Here is a 16,184-nt window from a genome sequence, read left to right on the forward strand (position 1 = left end):
ACATGATGATTAAAGTAGCGTCTATTACAAAATTAGAAAATGGTTCAATTGTAACGCCGAAAGGCTTTTCGGCAATTGGTACTGCAAATGGTTTAAAAAAGGAGAAAAAGGATTTAGGTGCCATCGTTTGTGATGTACCAGCATCATGTGCCGCTGTGTATACAACGAATCAAATACAAGCAGCTCCTTTGCAAGTAACGAAGGATAGTATAACGGCAGAAGGGAAGTTACAAGCAATTATCGTTAATAGTGGAAATGCAAATGCTTGTACTGGAATGAAAGGATTACAAGACGCATACGAGATGCGCGCATTAGGGGCGGAACATTTTGGGATGAAAGAAAATTACGTTGCAGTAGCTTCAACAGGTGTAATTGGTGTTCCACTGCCGATGGATATAATCCGAAAGGGAGTTGCAACTCTTATACCGACGAAGGAAGAAAGTGAAGCATATTGTTTTTCTGAAGCAATTTTAACGACGGATCTTATAACGAAAGAAACTTGCTATGAAATGATTATTGATGGGAAGAAAGTGGCGATTGCGGGTGTTGCAAAAGGTTCAGGGATGATTCATCCGAATATGGCAACGATGCTTAGTTTTATTACGACAGATGCTCATATAGAGCATGACGTATTGCAAACAGCGTTATCACAAATAACGAATCATACATTTAATCAAATTACGGTAGATGGAGATACTTCTACGAATGATATGGTCATCGTTATGGCAAGTGGATTATCAGAAACAAGGCCGATAAATATGGAACATACAGATTGGGAAACTTTCGTATGTGCTTTACAGCAAGTATGTGAAGATTTAGCGAAAAAAATTGCGCAAGATGGTGAAGGAGCTACGAAGTTAATAGAAGTAAATGTGCTAGGAGCTCAAACGAATGAAGAGGCAAAAAAAATTGCAAAGCAAATAGTCGGTTCGAGTCTTGTGAAAACAGCAATACATGGTGAAGACCCAAACTGGGGGCGAATTATTAGCAGTATTGGACAAAGTGAAGTAGCTATTCATCCGAACACAATTGACATTACTCTTCAATCTATATCGGTATTAAAAAATAGTGAGCCTCAAATATTTTCTGAAGAAGAAATGAAAGAGAGATTACAAGAAGATGAAATAGTCATTAATGTGTACTTACACTTAGGTGAAGAGACAGGATCAGCTTGGGGCTGTGACTTAAGCTATGAATATGTGAAAATAAATGCTTGTTATCGTACATAAGGAGAGAGAAGATGAGCGATTATATTGTAGTGAAATGCGGCGGTAGTATGTTGAATCAATTAAATGCTGTGTTTTTTGATTGTATAAAGAAATTGCAACAGAAGTATAAAGTAGTGATTGTTCATGGTGGTGGGCCAGAAATTGATGCCAAATTAAAAGATTGTAACATCAACGTAGAAAAAAGAGATGGATTACGCGTAACACCAAAAGAAGTTATGGATGTTGTTCAAATGGTGCTATGCGGAAGTACGAATAAAAAACTCGTAATGAATTTACAAAAGCATAATTTACTTGCTGTAGGTTGTTCAGGGTGTGACGGTAATTTACTTCAAGTTCAACCTGTCAGCGAGGAGATAGGATATGTGGGAGAAGTAAGTTATGTAGAAACAGCCTTATTAAAAGGATTAATAAATATGGGGTATATTCCTGTTATTGCTCCAATCGGGGTAAATGGTAATGAAATTTATAACATAAATGCGGACAATGTTGCAGCTGGGATTGCGGCCGCGTTAGGGGCAAAAGAGCTGATTTTTATTACGGATGTAGATGGAATATTACATGAAGGGAATTTGGTAAAGGAAACGGATGAATCTGAAATTGCAACTTTTATAGAAACAGGTGTTATTACAGGTGGGATGATTCCGAAAGTACAGGCGGCACTAGCATCATTAAAAATGGGAGTGCAAAAGATAAGTATTGTGAATGGTACAAAAGATTTTACTGAGGTTACGGGAGAGTGTATTGGAACGACGGTAACGAAAGGTGTGAGTATTGCATGACGAGTCATCTTTTTCAAACGTATGGCAGAAGAACTATTGAGTTTGTAAAGGGAACTGGAACGAAAGTTATTGATAATAAAGGTAAGCAATATTTAGATTTTACATCAGGAATTGGCGTATGTAATTTAGGACATTGTCACCCTACTGTTCTCAAAGGTGTACAAGAGCAACTTGATGATATATGGCATATATCTAACCTGTTTACAAACAGCTTACAAGAAGAAGTTGCGTCATTATTAACAGAAAATAGAGCATTAGATTATGTGTTTTTCTGTAATAGTGGGGCAGAGGCAAATGAAGCGGCTTTAAAGTTAGCCCGTAAGCATACTGGAAAATCTCTCGTCGTAACATGCCAGCAGTCTTTTCACGGTAGAACATTTGGAACGATGAGTGCAACAGGCCAAGATAAGGTAAAAGAAGGATTTGGTCCATTACTTCCATCTTTTTTACATATCCCTTTTAACGATATTAAAGCATTAGAGGAAGTAATGAATGAAGAAGTTGCGGCGGTAATGGTAGAAGTTGTTCAAGGAGAGGGAGGAGTAATACCTGCTGATCTATCTTTTTTGAAAGAGATTGAAACATTATGTAATAAGTTCGGTTCCTTATTTATTATAGACGAAGTTCAAACGGGGATAGGAAGAACTGGAACACTATTCGCTTATGAACAAGTGGGAATAGAGCCTGATATCGTTACCGTTGCAAAGGCACTTGGGAATGGGATTCCTGTCGGAGCGATGATTGGCGGGAAAGAGCTCGGAACGTCGTTTACTGCAGGATCACACGGTTCAACTTTTGGCGGGAATTACATCGCGATGGCTGCAGCGAAAGAAGTATTGCAAGTGAGTAAAAAACCATCGTTTTTAAAAGGAGTACAAGAAAAGGGCGAGTACGTATTAGAGAAGTTGCAAGAGGAATTACAACATGTCGAATGTATTCAAAATATACGTAGTAAGGGGCTTATGATTGGGATTGAGTGTAAGTATGAAGTTGCAAGTTTTATAGAACAACTAGAAAACGAAGGACTTCTCGTATTACAAGCAGGGCCTAATGTTATAAGACTATTACCGCCACTCATTGTCACGAATGAAGAGTTAGAACAGGCAGTATATATAATAAAAAAAGTAGTTTGTACAAAAAACGTATCAATCATATAAGGGGGAAGTTGCATGTCAACTGTACAAGTACCGAAATTAAATACGAAAGATCTTTTAACACTAGAAGAATTAACGAAAGAAGAAATTATTTCTTTAATTGATTTCGCTATATATTTAAAAAAGAATAAGCAAGAGCCTTTATTACAAGGCAAAATATTAGGGCTTATTTTTGATAAGCATTCAACTCGTACTCGTGTATCTTTTGAAGCGGGAATGGTACAACTCGGGGGACATGGTATGTTTTTAAGTGGGAAAGAGATGCAAATGGGAAGAGGAGAAACTGTTTCAGATACTGCGAAAGTATTATCGCAGTATATTGACGGGATCATGATACGTACATTCTCACACGCGGATGTAGAAGAGCTTGCAAAAGAATCGAGTATTCCTGTTATTAATGGATTAACGGATGACCATCATCCTTGTCAAGCATTGGCAGACCTCATGACGATATATGAAGAAACAAATACATTTAAAGGAATAAAATTAGCTTACGTAGGTGACGGAAATAATGTATGTCATTCATTGTTGCTAGCGAGTGCAAAAGTTGGAATGCATATGACTGTTGCAACGCCTATAGGGTATGAACCGAATGAGGAGATTGTAAAAAAAGCGTTAGCGATTGCTGAAGAAACAGGAGCTGAAATTGAAGTTTTGCATGATCCTGAATTAGCGGTGAATGAAGCAGATTTCATTTATACTGACGTTTGGATGAGCATGGGGCAAGAGGGCGAAGAAGAGAAATATTCTTTATTTCAACCTTACCAAATCAATAACGAACTTGTTAAGCATGCGAAGCAAACATATCGTTTCTTACACTGTTTACCTGCCCATCGTGAAGAAGAAGTAACAGGAGAAATTATAGATGGACCACAGTCTATCGTCTTTGAGCAAGCTGGTAATCGATTGCATGCGCAAAAAGCATTATTAGTGAGTTTATTTAAAAATATAGAAGAGCTTTCCTAAAGGATGTACACCCCAGTTGCTAGATACGAATAAAAACTGGGGTGTTTTTTATGGTTAAATTCTTTTTAGAAGAGAAAGTAAATACGGTAAAAAGATATTACTTTGAGTATATACTGAATGTACTTAATTATATGGATAGAGGGAGGATATCTATTAGAGAAACAGCTACTAAATTTTTTGTATAACCATTTGTGCCTAGTTTACCAGGAAGGCCCTTTACTTCACATACACATAGGCTTCGTTTGCCGTTAAGTAGGTTTTATGTAACATGAAGATTTTTAGATATTCTGAAATTTCTATATTTACATTTTTTTCTTTTTGTCTCATAATTTTAATGGGGAGAGGGAGGAAAAAAATGGTTCAAATTAAAGTAACACCTGAAATGCTAGAAGAAGTTGCGAATCGTGCAAGTAATACCCGAATCGCATTAGAATCTATACATAATAATTTATGTAATGAAATAGATCAGTTGTGTTTTCAGTGGATTGGTGCCTCTAATCAACAGTTCATTCAACTGTTCAATGATGCGAGACCAAAAGCTTTTGCATCTATTCATTCACTTGTAAAAGTAGAGGAAGATTTGAAAAGAATTGCTGAAAAATTCCGCAATACAGATAATCAAGATGTTACAATGGAACAAGGAGCGATGTGTGGACCACTATCGTCAGAAAAAGAGGATTTTGATGGTGAAAAACTTGCTAGGGATATAGTAGGTGAAATAAGTGGTGAGTATGATATTCGTCGTGCTTGGGATGGGATTGATCCATCTACTGGCGAAAAACTATCTACTTTGGATAGAGTATTTGCTGGAGGAATGGCAGTAGCAGGGCTTACACCCTTTGGAAAGATAGCTAAAGTAGGTAAAGGAGTTAAAATGACTGCTAAGGCTGCTGAGGCTGTGAATAAAGCTAAAAAAGTACCTGTGGAGAAAGTCAATGGAGTTAAGGATACTGTAAAAGCTACAGAGGATAGTATCGTTACTAAAAAACCATATAGTAAAAGCAGGCCTAGTTATGGAAAAGGTCAGGTTGAAGAAGTGTGGGAAAATGCGAAAGATTCTATCGATGGGAAAGTTTATGATCCATCAGGTGTAGAAATAATTTGGGATAAATCTAAAACAAGAAGTGGTCAATGGGATATGGGGCATATACCAGGAGAGAAATATTCTGATATGCATGAATTGTATATGAACGAGATTATTACAAAAGAAGAGTTCTTAAAGTGGTATAGAAACCCTGAAAACTATCGACCGGAATTGCCAAGTACTAACCGAAGTCATAAGTATGAATGAGAGGGTGATAGTATAAATGGATATTAATAAAGCTGATTATGGGACTATTATAAAATTCGGGAATCTTAAATTATTTTTAGAGAAGCTAAAAATTGAGGGAAACTGTATTGAAGAGATTGTAGATTCAATTGATAAAAATGGTATTAGTTTACTTGAAAAATCATTAATTAGTAGAAAGTTTGATATAGCAAACTTTCTATTGGATAATGGTGCAAAGGTTAATATAATTTCTAATGATGACTGTAATGAGTTTCACTATTTAGCAGCAAATATTAATTGTCCAGGTGCGGTTGAAGTAGCTTGTAGGCTGGTTGATATGGGGGTAGATTTGAATTTAAAAGATAAAAAATTTGGTAATTCTGCAATATGGTCTTTATGTCAAGAAGTATTAAAAAAAAGAACAAAGGAGGGAAATGATTTAATAGTAAAATGTTTGGGAAAACGACCGAATATTAATGATGAAAATAAATATGGATATTCATTAAGGGATTTAATTGAAGAACGTGGAACAGATGATATGAAAAAAGTTTTGGAGATGATTGTTTGAAAAAGAGTAGTGGATTAGGTGGTAGCGTTGTATCTAAGAATATTTTACAAAATAAAGGGAATGTGAAATGGTGTATTAAAGAACAACCAGTTAATGCTATCGATAATGGATGGAGATTTTTGTCAGAAATAGATACAGATGAATATCTTGCTGATGCATCAAATATGTCAGTTTGTGATTGGGGAACTATTATTGAAATAGAACCAGCGGTAATGAATATTTTTAATATGCCAATTGGCACAGATATTACTTTACTAAATGAAAATAATAAAAAGTATTTTGTTTATACTGATTCGGGAGAAAAAGTAGATTTTTAAGAAGGTATTTTAGTGATTAGTACAGCTATATATCTACTAGCATAAAACTTTATGCATATAAGTATATATTTTAAGAAAATAAAAGAATCAATAATCTATACTATGGAATTGGGTAAAATTCTATTGAAACCTTGATTGGCTATATGTCTTTCAAGGTTTTTTAGTAATCTAAAAAGTTTCACATAAAAACTTATGATCTTAAATTAATATTCAAATATGACGACAATGCATTGGGAAATATGTATTTCAAGGTGTTGCATAAGAATTACCTCCCCCCATTAGTCGATAGTTGGTATATAACTGAACCGGATTTATGGTATTTAGATTATGATCAAGCTGGGTACGCTCCTAGTGAATATCGAGAAGAAAGAAAAGGCATTCGTATTTTAAATGAGACTACAATAGCTAATTTTTTAGAAAGAATAGAAAAATATGAAAGATTTACAGAAGATATTAGGTTAGAATTTTTAAGGGAACTAAGAACTAATAGAGAAGAAGCCTATTATGATTATAATCAATGTTTCTTCATAGATTTTGATCGTTTAATTTTTTATTCCACTTATCCGGAATCAATATCTTTTGAAGAATATATTCCGAATAAGTGGGAAGGTTATTTACAGCGATTTGATGAACAAGTACTCTATAAGTATAGATACTGGGAAGATAAGAATAAAAACTATTTAGTTCGAGAGGATTAAGTTATGCAAGAAAATAAATGAATTACGATAAAAGAAACATTTTAAAATGAAGAAACTGGTGGAGATATCGTGAAATGTATATGGTCTATCAAGATAAAATCAAAGGAGTATTTAAACTTTAGCTCATACTAGTTTGGATGCTCGAAGAATGTATATAAAAGATGGTTTATATACTGCTGAGATAAGAGAAGGTTTACGAGGAGTTATAAAAAGAAACAAAGAGCTTTATCCACATTTATTTGATAAATAAAACATGGAAAGGACGATTATCTTTGGATATAAAGAGTCATTTAAAAAGATTATACGATAATCGTTTATTAGAAAGGGAGAATGAGATACGAGATTTTAATGAGTCATTAATGGAAGTAATAGCGTATAACGACGTCTCTGTTATTACAGATTTATGTTTAGTTCTGGATGATGAGACTGAGCAATTTGATGTTATGTTTGATTTGATTTATGGAATAGAGAGCTTATATAAAAATAACATAGAAGAAGGACTTGTATGTATTGCTAAAGCTTTTCCAAAGATGATTAGCTCAGCTCAAGAATGGGTAGAAATTTTACATTATAGAATTCTTAATCATCCTCAAGTAAGATTAGCATATGGAAAAGTACTTTCGGGATTTGATCCATCAATTACGATTAGTATTAAAGAATTATTGATTGATATAAAAAATGAAGACCCAGATATGTTTAGTGAATCTGTTAATGAGGTAATTAAGAGCATCTAATGTTTAAAGTTGAAAGGATATATAAGTACATAAGGCCAAGTAACAGAAAAGAATTTATTATTGGAGTGGAAAGAATAAGCTATTAAAAAGTACATACTCCATGATGGTTGTACCATCATGGAGTACTTTGTGCAATGATAGAATAGAAAAACGAAGTACGAGCTTAGGCGAGATGACATTTTACTGGATGATGAATATAAACACATGGAATGGATATAAAACTAATGAACTCATACAAAATCGTAAGTTTTAACGTAGTAGTTGTCATGACATATAAAGGCTGTCAAACTGTTACTACAAAACTTGAAAATCTATACTATTTAAAAACAGATGAACTTAAAGCACTGGGTGTCGATTAAAGACAACAAGTGCTTTTTATTTTAAGGTTAAAACATAGGGTACGGTTGAAGCTAGTGCTTTATCGCCAACAGGAAAGGTATCAACTAAAGGTAAATTAAGACAAGAAGACTTACGTGCGGCAAGACTAGAAGGTAAGCGAGCTGCTGATAATGGAGAAACATACAAAGGATATGTTGGTCATGTTCCTGATACAACTTGGATGGGGAAACCGGATCCTCATAGTTGGTTAGACCTTTACCCAAAAGTTAATATGAGCATAGGTAGACAGGCTAATAAATATTCAATTGGTTATAAACCTACAAAATTTAAGTTTGTAGAGGAGGAGTAGACGATGAATAATTGGAAAGATAAGATAGCTACAATGATTTTAGTGAAGCAGGAGCTAATGAAACAAGATGTAGAAAAAATATGGCCACACCATTTTCCGGAGGTGGGAGCAAATGAAAAATCTATTCGCATTATTGAACAAGAATTGGGATATAAACTTGATTTAATGTATAGAGAATTTCTTCAATATGCCAATGGATGGGCAGTTTTTTATCAAACGGTGGATTTATTTGGTACGGAGCAATTAAAGGAATCAGCTATAATGGATTATGCTCAGGTACTATTAGAAGCTATAGATGATGTTGTTTTAGAAGAAAGCGGTGTTTTAAGGCAGGAGCTATTACCAATAGCAGTTTCGGAATTTGATAGGGATTTATTTGTTTTATGTTTACCTAATTCTTCTAGACCAGGAGAAATAATTTGGTTTGCGGGTGAAGAAATAGATAGATTTGAGAATTTTGACGAGTACTTTTTAGCAATGATTGACTATAATAGAGAAGAGATATTAGCTTTAAAGGGGTAGTTTATGCAATCATGTTTTTTAAGTGTCTGTTACTGTACAGCTATAAAAACATAAATACTAATACAGCCAGAGCAAAATATATTTGAAGTGAACAGAAAAGAAAATGGATATTAATTGTCAAGATATACAAGTTTTAAGGTTAAGATAAAATCTAGTGCAAATTAAAAACAATATGAACTGAAAGTACTTGATTGTCGATTAAAGGCAACAAGTGCTTTTTTGGTTTCAGCGTAGAAATAAGTTGATACACGTATTTTTTTATAGTGAAATGTCATATGTATATTTAGTTAACCATTTCGATATCATTTATAATAAAAGAGAAAACTAAATTTGTTTTTCAGAGTGTGTAAGGACATACTACATATAAAAATATAGTTAAAGAGATGATGAGGGTGAAAACAACTAAGAAAACATATTCGTTTTTTCAGCGGATGTGGAGAATATTAAAGTTTCAATATTATAAGTTGCTTCGATCGCCAGAAGGCGCAAAGAAAGTATCGTTAGGGTTTGCTATAGGATTCGGCTTAGAAATGTTAGTCATTTATACGGCATCGCTCGTATATGTAATATTTTATCCAATCGTCAGGTTAGCAAAGGGATCTTTTCCTGCGGCAGTTATTGGCAATATTATTGGGAAAATATCGTTTCTCCCAGTATTTTTATTTCCGCTTGCGTATGCGCTAGGAAAAATAATTTATCCATTTCATGTACAGAAAATTCATCATGAACCATTTACGATATCGGACTTGTTTTCAAGTCATATTTTTACGATATTAAAGAGCTTATTACAAAGTGAAGTGTATGTATTAATTGGAATGACGATTTTAGGAGTTGTGTTTGGTCTCATTTCATATTTCGTTGTGCATTATTTATACGAAAAGAACCGTAAGTTACGCTTGAAGAAAAGGAAGAAACGAGTGAGAGAACCACTTGTACAATTATAAACAATGTCACATTCATTTTCTCCTTTGAATATGTTTAAGAAAAAGGAGGAGAGGATAATGTATTATTATTACGTACCTCAAGTATATCCATATGTAAATTATTATCCGGTTTATGATACGAGTAGACAATACGAATTATATCGGCAACAACAATTACAGCAAATACCACAATTACCACAACAACAGCCTACACAGGAAAAAAAACCATATTTAACAACATGGCCATATTCCAATGTGTACTATGGTAATTATTACGAATCATAAAGCTGCTTCTATTTAGAAGCAGCTTTATACGTTTGTTTTCAAAATTAAATTTTGAATGGTTTGAAGAGAATGAATGAGCTTTTCGCGCTCTTCCTCAGATAATGTTTGGAAATTTTCTTTTAGTTTGTCTAAAATGAATTGCTGATACTGATTTACTAATAATTTCCCTTCAGCTGTTAGAGAAATTAAAATGACCCGTCGATCTTTTTCGCTATAATGACGCTCTATTAGTTCTTCTTGAATAAGTTTGTTTAATAGAGGTGTCATGTTAGGCCGTGAAATCGCTAGCCGCTTGCCGATTTCGGAAACTGCTAATGTGCCGTTTTCATGCAAAAGCAGTAATACTTGTGTATGTGATGGCGGCATATGTCTTTGAGAAGAGAATTCTCCAGGAAGCATAAATTTGCGATAAAAAAGAGGCACTAGCGAAAGAAGATGATCAACAATACGTTCCCACTCGCGTGATTCCATATAAAGGCCCCCTTCCACTCTCATTGTAACAAAAAAGACATGTTATAAAAATAGAATTGTTTCATGGGAATTTTAATATTTGTAGGCCAATACTTTTTTTGTAAATGAATCGGCAATAATCGTATAGCCTTTATCATTTGGATGTACTTGGTCAAAGAGCAATTCTTTTTTATCATTCGATATTAATTTGCGAATTGGCAAAACGATAGATGGTTGATTCACTTTTGCAATGGAATAAACGGATTCATTCCAGCCGTCTAAAAACATATCTGCATAACTTGCGATGGAGTCATCGAGTTGTAACGGGTTATAGAGTTCAGAAAGAATGAGTAAAGCATCCGGATTTTGATCTCGGACTGTCTTTACAATATTTTTTACATCCGCTTCAAAATGAGCTTTTTCTTTATTTAACATTTTAATACCGTCTATAACACCGACATCACGATTTAAGCGAAATAAATTATTTCCTCCAATATTAATGGTAATGATATTTGCTGCTCTAATTTTTTGCTTTACATCTTCTGATTGAACTTTTTTAGCGAGACGATCTGTTGTAAGACCGTTTATCCCAAGGTTTTCTACAGTAATTGGTTTATGAATTTGTGCTTCTATTTGTTTAGAGGCTAATTCAGCAAATCCACCTTGTGTTGATCCATATCCTTTGGCGAGCGAATCACCTAGTACGAGATGATAAAATGAATCGTTTGTTTGCTTATCAATCCAACTTGGAGTAGATGTTTTTTCTGTTTTTTCTTCGGGTTCATTTTGTTTTGTCTCGTCGTTCTTTTCAAAATAAGAATAAGAAATGATCAGAAGGAGGAGACAAACAATTGTTAAGATGACTTTTTTCATAAATTCATCCTCCTTGTAATTGGTAATTGTATCATATTCAGCAGTATTAGCAATGTAAGGGCATATTATATGTTTATGAAAAGTTTATAATAACTTTACAGAAAATTTGTTGAAGTTTGTCAAAAAATATTGACGATAGGAAAGAACTTTATATATGATAATGTCAGATAAGGTGAAATTTTAATTAGTGGGAGCTTTATTTCCTATTAATTGTTAGTCTTCATCAATCGAGCGTTTAAGGGGACTACTCGTTAGCGCAGGGTGAAATGAAAATTGTGTCTCTAATAGAAGAAAAAAGGTATGTGGTTAGAGACAGATAGGGATTCATTTCATTATTTCTGGTAATTGTATAAGGGGGATTTTTTGTGAAAAAGTCAAAAAAAATGCTAGCTGGAGCAACTCTTGCGATTGGTGTTATAGCACCGCAAGTAATGCCAGCAACAGCTCATGCAGATGAGAACACTGGGGAGAGTACAGTTAACTTACGAATTCTGGAAACATCAGATATTCACGTTAACTTAATGAATTACGATTATTATCAAACGAAAACAGATAATAAAGTAGGTCTCGTACAAACGGCAACACTCGTTAATAAAGCACGTGAAGAAGTGAAGAACTCTGTCCTATTTGATGATGGGGATGCATTACAAGGGACACCACTTGGAGATTATGTAGCAAATAAAATAAAAGATCCGAAGAATCCTGTGGATCCTAGTTATACACATCCATTATATCGTGTAATGAATTTAATGAAGTATGACGTCATCTCTCTTGGGAATCATGAATTTAACTACGGTTTAGAGTATTTAAAAAAAGTGATTAAAAAAACGGATTTCCCGGTTATTAACTCGAATGTCTATATAGATGACCATGATGGTAATGATGAGAATGACAAGCATTACTTTGATAAACCATATCATATTTTAGAGAAAGAAGTAGTGGATGAAGCAGGCCAAAAACAAATAGTGAAAATTGGTGTAATGGGATTTGTTCCACCACAAATTATGAATTGGGATAAAGCGAATTTAGAAGGACAAGTAAAAGCAAAAGATATTGTGCAAACAGCGAAAAAATTAGTTCCGGAAATGAAGGCGCAAGGTGCGGATATTATAGTTGCACTAGCGCATTCAGGTGTTGATAAGAGTGGATACAACGAAGGAATGGAAAATTCATCGTTTTATTTAGCGACAGAAGTTCCTGGCGTAAATGCAGTATTAATGGGACATTCACATACTGAAGTGAAGGATGTATTTAATGGTGTTCCAGTTGTAATGCCGGGTGTTTTTGGTAGTAACTTAGGTATTATTGATATGCAATTGAAAAAGGTAAACGGAAAATGGGAAGTGCAAAAAGATCAGTCTAAGCCGCAACTTCGTCCGATTGCTGATAGTAAAGGTAATCCATTAGTAGCATCTGATCAAAAATTAGTTAATGAAATTAAAGATGAACATGAAAAGACAATCGAATATGTAAATACACATGTAGGTGAAACGAAAGCACCAATTAATAGTTATTTTTCATTAGTACAAGATGATCCTTCCGTACAAATTGTGACAAATGCGCAAAAATGGTATGTAGAACAAGAACTTAAAAAACCAGAATACGAAAAGATTAAAGATATTCCAGTTTTATCTGCAGGAGCACCATTTAAAGCAGGTGGCCGAAACGGTGCGACATATTATACTGATATTCCAGCTGGAACGTTAGCAATTAAAAACGTTGCAGATTTATACGTGTATCCAAATACGTTATATGCTGTAAAAGTAAATGGGGCACAAGTGAAAGAATGGCTTGAAATGTCTGCAGGTCAGTTTAATCAAATTGATCCAAAGAAAACAGAAGAACAGCCGTTAGTAAATATAGGCTATCCTACATATAACTTCGATATTTTAGATGGCTTAAAATACGAAATTGATGTAACACAACCGGCGAAATACGATAAAGATGGAAAAGTTGTAAATGCAAATGCTAATCGTATTGTAAATATGACATATGAAGGTAAGCCAGTAGCTGACAAGCAAGAGTTCATCGTCGCTACAAATAACTATCGTGGAAGTAGCCAAACGTTCCCAGGTGTAAGTAAAGGGGAAGTTGTATACCAATCACAAGATGAAACACGTCAAATCATTGTGAAGTATATGCAAAAAATAAAAGATATTGATTCAGCAGCTGATCAAAATTGGACATTTAAACCGATTGTTGCAGATAAATTAAATACAACATTTGATTCTTCACCAAATGCACAAAAGTATATAAAGAAAGATGGAAAGATTTCATATGTTGGACAATCTGAAAATGAATTTGCGAAATATGCAATTGATATAACGAAGAAAAATGATGATAAAGAAACTGGTGAAGGAAATCCAACAACACCGCCAACAGGTGGTGGAGAAAATCCGACGACACCACCGAAAGGTGATGGAGAAAACCCAACGACACCGCCAACAGGTAATGGAGAAAACCCAACACCACCAACAGAAGAAGGTAATAATGGTAATGAACCAAAGCAAGATGGAAACAATACTGGATCTGGACAAACTACAACAGATGATCAAAATACAAAAGAAACAACAACTGTAAGTGAAAATAAAGAAGCTGAAAAAGATGAACGTGATTTACCGAAAACAGGTGCAAGTATTGCTACTACAATTGGAGCTGGTCTTGCATTTGTTGGAGCGGGATTACTTATGTTATTTAGAAGAAAGAAAGCGAATAGATAGTCAAGAAATATAAAAAGGATTACCGATTTGGTAATCCTTTTTGTTATATTATGAAACTGGTACTGCTTTTTCTTTTTTCCATGAAAGACCGAATCCAGTAAAACCGACAATAATGGTTACGACTGGACATGCTAAACAGAAGATTGCGTATGGCAGATAATCGAATGTTGGAACGCTAAGAACGTTTGTTAAGAATACGCCACTTACACCCCATGGTACGAGTGGATTAATTACTGTACCAGCATCTTCTAATACTCGTGATAAATTACGACGTTCTAAACCGACTTCATCGTATTTATTAGCAAATGCTTGTCCTGTTAAAACGATGGATAAGTACTGCTCACCAAGTAAGAAGTTTACACCAATTGCAGTTGAAGCAGTAGAAATAATTAAGCGTGTACTAGTTTTTACGAAGCTAGAGATAATATTCATCAGCTGCGCTATAATACCCATTCCTTGTAATAATCCTCCCATACAAAGAGCTAGGAAAATAAGAGCAATTGACATCATCATACTTTGCAGGCCACCGCGAGATAATAAGCTATCAATATCTTTGATACCAGTTTTAGAAACGTAACCGTCTTGCATAATTTTAATTAAATCAGCTAAAGAAGTGCTAGGTTTAAAAATAAAGAGAATAATAATTCCTACCACAATTCCTGCAAGTAATGTTGGAACTGCGGGTACCTTTTTAAATGCGAATAGGAACAGTAATAAAATAGGAATCAGTGTAACGATAGAAATCGTTGCATTTTTTTCTAGTGTGTTAATAAATGCTGAGAAATCAACGTTTCCACCAGATCCGCTTCCTAAAATGAAAAATGCGATAAAAGCAATAATGAAAGCTGGAACTGTTGTCCAAAGCATGTTACGAATATGTTCAAATAAATCTACACCCGTTACAGCAGGCGCTAAGTTTGTTGTATCAGATAAAGGAGACATTTTATCTCCGAAGAATGCACCAGAAATAATTGCACCAGCAATAAGAGCTGGATCGTATCCAAGGGCAGTACCCATTCCCATAAAAGCAAGTCCTACAGTTGCAGCAGTTGTAAAAGCACTACCGATACTCGTTCCAACAATTGCACAAACAACAAAAACAGTTGGAACGAAAATTTTTGGAGATACAAGCTGGAAGCCGTATACCATTAAAGTCGGAATAGTTCCAGCTGCGATCCAAACGCTAATTAATACGCCTACAAGTAAGAAAATAAATATAGATGGAATACCAGCTGAAATACTACTAATCATCCCTTTCTCCATAGTAGACCAAGAGATTCTCTTCAGGAATCCAAATGCTAATAAAAGAACGATACCAAATAAAATTGGGATGTGTGGTGAAACTTCTAATTGAATAACACTAAAACCAATACAGAAAAAGATAAAAATTGTTAAAAGAACAGACTCAATTTTTGAAACCATTGTTTTCCCCTCCTAAGTAATGTAAAATAGCTCTTTTTTATATAAAATTCGCCAATATTGCATATTTCCTTCTAAAATTTAGAATTTTGTGACAAATTAACGGTAATTGTTAGTCCTTCTATATGATACGGAAATGATTGGATAAAAAAACGTCCCTGCATATAATTATGCAGGGACGAAGAAATCGCGGTACCACCCTAGCTTGTGAAATGAATGCGTCACAAAATAAAGGGTTATATGATATGCGCTTATAAAATAAAAAACGCCCCTGCAATATATGCAGGGACGAAAAATTCGCGGTACCACCCTAAATTGTGAAACAGTGTCGTTTCACCACTCTTTAGACATAACGGTCTATAACCGTCTTTCACTACTCCTCACGTTTCGTAAAAGAAGCTCCAGGGGGTAATTCATAATTCGCTCTGTACTGGTTCGCACCGACCACCAGCTCTCTGAAATCAGAAATCGAAATACTACTAAATCCTATCAACGCCGATTCATATGATGTTAGTTAAATTTTTATCATATATTCATCATACATGTCAATAAAAATATGTGATATTTTTTTAGGGAAATAAAGGAGATA

17 protein-coding genes and 1 other annotated feature are annotated in these 16,184 nt (G+C 34.4%); of the genes, 14 read left to right on the plus strand and 3 right to left on the minus strand.

The features are described from left to right. The first annotated feature begins 5 nt into the window (after nucleotides 1-5). The 13 genes from argJ (at nucleotide 6) to ACO6VI_RS09220 (ending at nucleotide 10,133) form a co-directional block, all read left to right on the plus strand. Nucleotides 6-1,229, plus strand: a complete 1,224-nt coding sequence (gene argJ, locus ACO6VI_RS09160; RefSeq protein WP_000598385.1) for a bifunctional glutamate N-acetyltransferase/amino-acid acetyltransferase ArgJ — start codon at nucleotides 6-8, stop codon at nucleotides 1,227-1,229. Nucleotides 1,230-1,240: 11 nt separating this feature from the next. Then, nucleotides 1,241-2,008 (plus strand): acetylglutamate kinase, encoded by a 768-nt coding sequence (gene argB, locus ACO6VI_RS09165; RefSeq protein WP_023522977.1) that lies wholly within the window; start codon nucleotides 1,241-1,243, stop codon nucleotides 2,006-2,008. After that, nucleotides 2,005-3,165 carry an acetylornithine transaminase gene (locus ACO6VI_RS09170; protein WP_097960770.1) on the plus strand — a complete coding sequence of 387 codons (1,161 nt, stop codon included), beginning with the start codon at nucleotides 2,005-2,007 and terminating at the stop codon, nucleotides 3,163-3,165. Before argB ends, ACO6VI_RS09170 begins: the two co-directional genes overlap by 4 nt. A gap of 12 nt (nucleotides 3,166-3,177) precedes the next feature. Next, nucleotides 3,178-4,128, plus strand: a complete 951-nt coding sequence (argF, locus tag ACO6VI_RS09175) for an ornithine carbamoyltransferase (RefSeq protein WP_097987636.1) — start codon at nucleotides 3,178-3,180, stop codon at nucleotides 4,126-4,128. Nucleotides 4,129-4,483: 355 nt separating this feature from the next. After that, entirely contained in the window at nucleotides 4,484-5,419 is a 936-nt protein-coding gene (locus tag ACO6VI_RS09180; RefSeq protein ID WP_000249939.1) for a WXG100 family type VII secretion target, read from the plus strand. A gap of 16 nt (nucleotides 5,420-5,435) precedes the next feature. Then, complete coding sequence (locus ACO6VI_RS09185; RefSeq protein ID WP_000353922.1) at nucleotides 5,436-5,966, plus strand: ankyrin repeat domain-containing protein; 531 nt, start codon at nucleotides 5,436-5,438, stop codon at nucleotides 5,964-5,966. Further along, the gene (locus tag ACO6VI_RS09190; protein ID WP_000749724.1) at nucleotides 5,963-6,283 is read left to right on the plus strand and encodes an immunity protein Imm33 domain-containing protein; all 321 of its coding nucleotides are present in this window, start codon (nucleotides 5,963-5,965) and stop codon (nucleotides 6,281-6,283) included. The genes ACO6VI_RS09185 and ACO6VI_RS09190 overlap by 4 nt, the downstream gene beginning before the upstream one ends. A 239-nt stretch (nucleotides 6,284-6,522) precedes the next feature. After that, a complete protein-coding gene (locus ACO6VI_RS09195) occupies nucleotides 6,523-6,981 on the plus strand; it encodes a hypothetical protein (RefSeq protein ID WP_003271544.1) in 459 nt (152 codons plus the stop codon). A gap of 272 nt (nucleotides 6,982-7,253) precedes the next feature. Next, nucleotides 7,254-7,715, plus strand: coding sequence for an Imm30 family immunity protein (locus ACO6VI_RS09200; RefSeq protein ID WP_000351980.1), 462 nt, complete (start codon nucleotides 7,254-7,256; stop codon nucleotides 7,713-7,715). Nucleotides 7,716-7,939: 224 nt separating this feature from the next. Next, on the plus strand, nucleotides 7,940-8,074 hold the full coding sequence (locus tag ACO6VI_RS09205; RefSeq protein ID WP_003271546.1) for a hypothetical protein: 135 nt from the start codon (nucleotides 7,940-7,942) through the stop codon (nucleotides 8,072-8,074). 332 nt (nucleotides 8,075-8,406) lie between these two features. After that, entirely contained in the window at nucleotides 8,407-8,925 is a 519-nt protein-coding gene (locus ACO6VI_RS09210) for an SMI1/KNR4 family protein (protein ID WP_097960772.1), read from the plus strand. Nucleotides 8,926-9,308: 383 nt separating this feature from the next. Continuing rightward, nucleotides 9,309-9,869, plus strand: coding sequence for a DUF2062 domain-containing protein (locus ACO6VI_RS09215; protein WP_088020474.1), 561 nt, complete (start codon nucleotides 9,309-9,311; stop codon nucleotides 9,867-9,869). A 57-nt stretch (nucleotides 9,870-9,926) separates the two neighbouring features. Further along, nucleotides 9,927-10,133: a hypothetical protein gene (locus ACO6VI_RS09220; protein WP_016080355.1), complete on the plus strand. Its 207-nt coding sequence runs from the start codon at nucleotides 9,927-9,929 to the stop codon at nucleotides 10,131-10,133. 24 nt (nucleotides 10,134-10,157) lie between these two features. Here ACO6VI_RS09220 and ACO6VI_RS09225 read toward each other — a convergent pair whose 3' ends face one another. Further along, nucleotides 10,158-10,604: a MarR family winged helix-turn-helix transcriptional regulator gene (locus ACO6VI_RS09225; RefSeq protein WP_000445819.1), complete on the minus strand. Its 447-nt coding sequence runs from the start codon at nucleotides 10,602-10,604 to the stop codon at nucleotides 10,158-10,160. A 72-nt stretch (nucleotides 10,605-10,676) separates the two neighbouring features. Then, the gene (locus tag ACO6VI_RS09230; RefSeq protein ID WP_000755838.1) at nucleotides 10,677-11,456 is read right to left on the minus strand and encodes a GDSL-type esterase/lipase family protein; all 780 of its coding nucleotides are present in this window, start codon (nucleotides 11,454-11,456) and stop codon (nucleotides 10,677-10,679) included. 365 nt (nucleotides 11,457-11,821) lie between these two features. Here ACO6VI_RS09230 and cpdB point away from each other — a divergent pair, with 365 nt between their 5' ends. After that, nucleotides 11,822-14,176, plus strand: a complete 2,355-nt coding sequence (gene cpdB, locus ACO6VI_RS09235) for a bifunctional 2',3'-cyclic-nucleotide 2'-phosphodiesterase/3'-nucleotidase (RefSeq protein WP_161520078.1) — start codon at nucleotides 11,822-11,824, stop codon at nucleotides 14,174-14,176. Between the two features lie 48 nt (nucleotides 14,177-14,224). Here the strand turns inward: cpdB and nhaC are convergent, their stop codons facing one another. Further along, on the minus strand, nucleotides 14,225-15,598 hold the full coding sequence (gene nhaC, locus ACO6VI_RS09240; RefSeq protein ID WP_000253736.1) for a Na+/H+ antiporter NhaC: 1,374 nt from the start codon (nucleotides 15,596-15,598) through the stop codon (nucleotides 14,225-14,227). 278 nt (nucleotides 15,599-15,876) lie between these two features. Continuing rightward, nucleotides 15,877-16,097: a binding site (T-box leader), on the minus strand. Between the last annotated feature and the right edge of the window lie 87 nt (nucleotides 16,098-16,184).

Source organism: Bacillus sp. PSXD-155, from assembly GCF_049310765.1.
Lineage (GTDB): Bacteria > Bacillota > Bacilli > Bacillales > Bacillaceae_G > Bacillus_A > Bacillus_A cereus.

Bases quoted from the DNA above. Each gene is read 5' to 3' on its own strand.
- ACO6VI_RS09205 (WP_003271546.1), top strand. From the start codon at position 7,940: ATGAACTCATACAAAATCGTAAGTTTTAACGTAGTAGTTGTCATGACA.
- ACO6VI_RS09210 (WP_097960772.1), top strand. From the start codon at position 8,407: ATGAATAATTGGAAAGATAAGATAGCTACAATGATTTTAGTGAAGCAG.
- argB (WP_023522977.1), top strand. From the start codon at position 1,241: ATGAGCGATTATATTGTAGTGAAATGCGGCGGTAGTATGTTGAATCAA.
- ACO6VI_RS09195 (WP_003271544.1), top strand. From the start codon at position 6,523: ATGTATTTCAAGGTGTTGCATAAGAATTACCTCCCCCCATTAGTCGAT.
- nhaC (WP_000253736.1), bottom strand. From the start codon at position 15,598: ATGGTTTCAAAAATTGAGTCTGTTCTTTTAACAATTTTTATCTTTTTC.
- ACO6VI_RS09185 (WP_000353922.1), top strand. From the start codon at position 5,436: ATGGATATTAATAAAGCTGATTATGGGACTATTATAAAATTCGGGAAT.
- ACO6VI_RS09230 (WP_000755838.1), bottom strand. From the start codon at position 11,456: ATGAAAAAAGTCATCTTAACAATTGTTTGTCTCCTCCTTCTGATCATT.
- argF (WP_097987636.1), top strand. From the start codon at position 3,178: ATGTCAACTGTACAAGTACCGAAATTAAATACGAAAGATCTTTTAACA.
- ACO6VI_RS09225 (WP_000445819.1), bottom strand. From the start codon at position 10,604: ATGGAATCACGCGAGTGGGAACGTATTGTTGATCATCTTCTTTCGCTA.
- ACO6VI_RS09220 (WP_016080355.1), top strand. From the start codon at position 9,927: ATGTATTATTATTACGTACCTCAAGTATATCCATATGTAAATTATTAT.
- ACO6VI_RS09180 (WP_000249939.1), top strand. From the start codon at position 4,484: ATGGTTCAAATTAAAGTAACACCTGAAATGCTAGAAGAAGTTGCGAAT.
- ACO6VI_RS09170 (WP_097960770.1), top strand. From the start codon at position 2,005: ATGACGAGTCATCTTTTTCAAACGTATGGCAGAAGAACTATTGAGTTT.
- ACO6VI_RS09215 (WP_088020474.1), top strand. From the start codon at position 9,309: ATGATGAGGGTGAAAACAACTAAGAAAACATATTCGTTTTTTCAGCGG.
- argJ (WP_000598385.1), top strand. From the start codon at position 6: ATGATTAAAGTAGCGTCTATTACAAAATTAGAAAATGGTTCAATTGTA.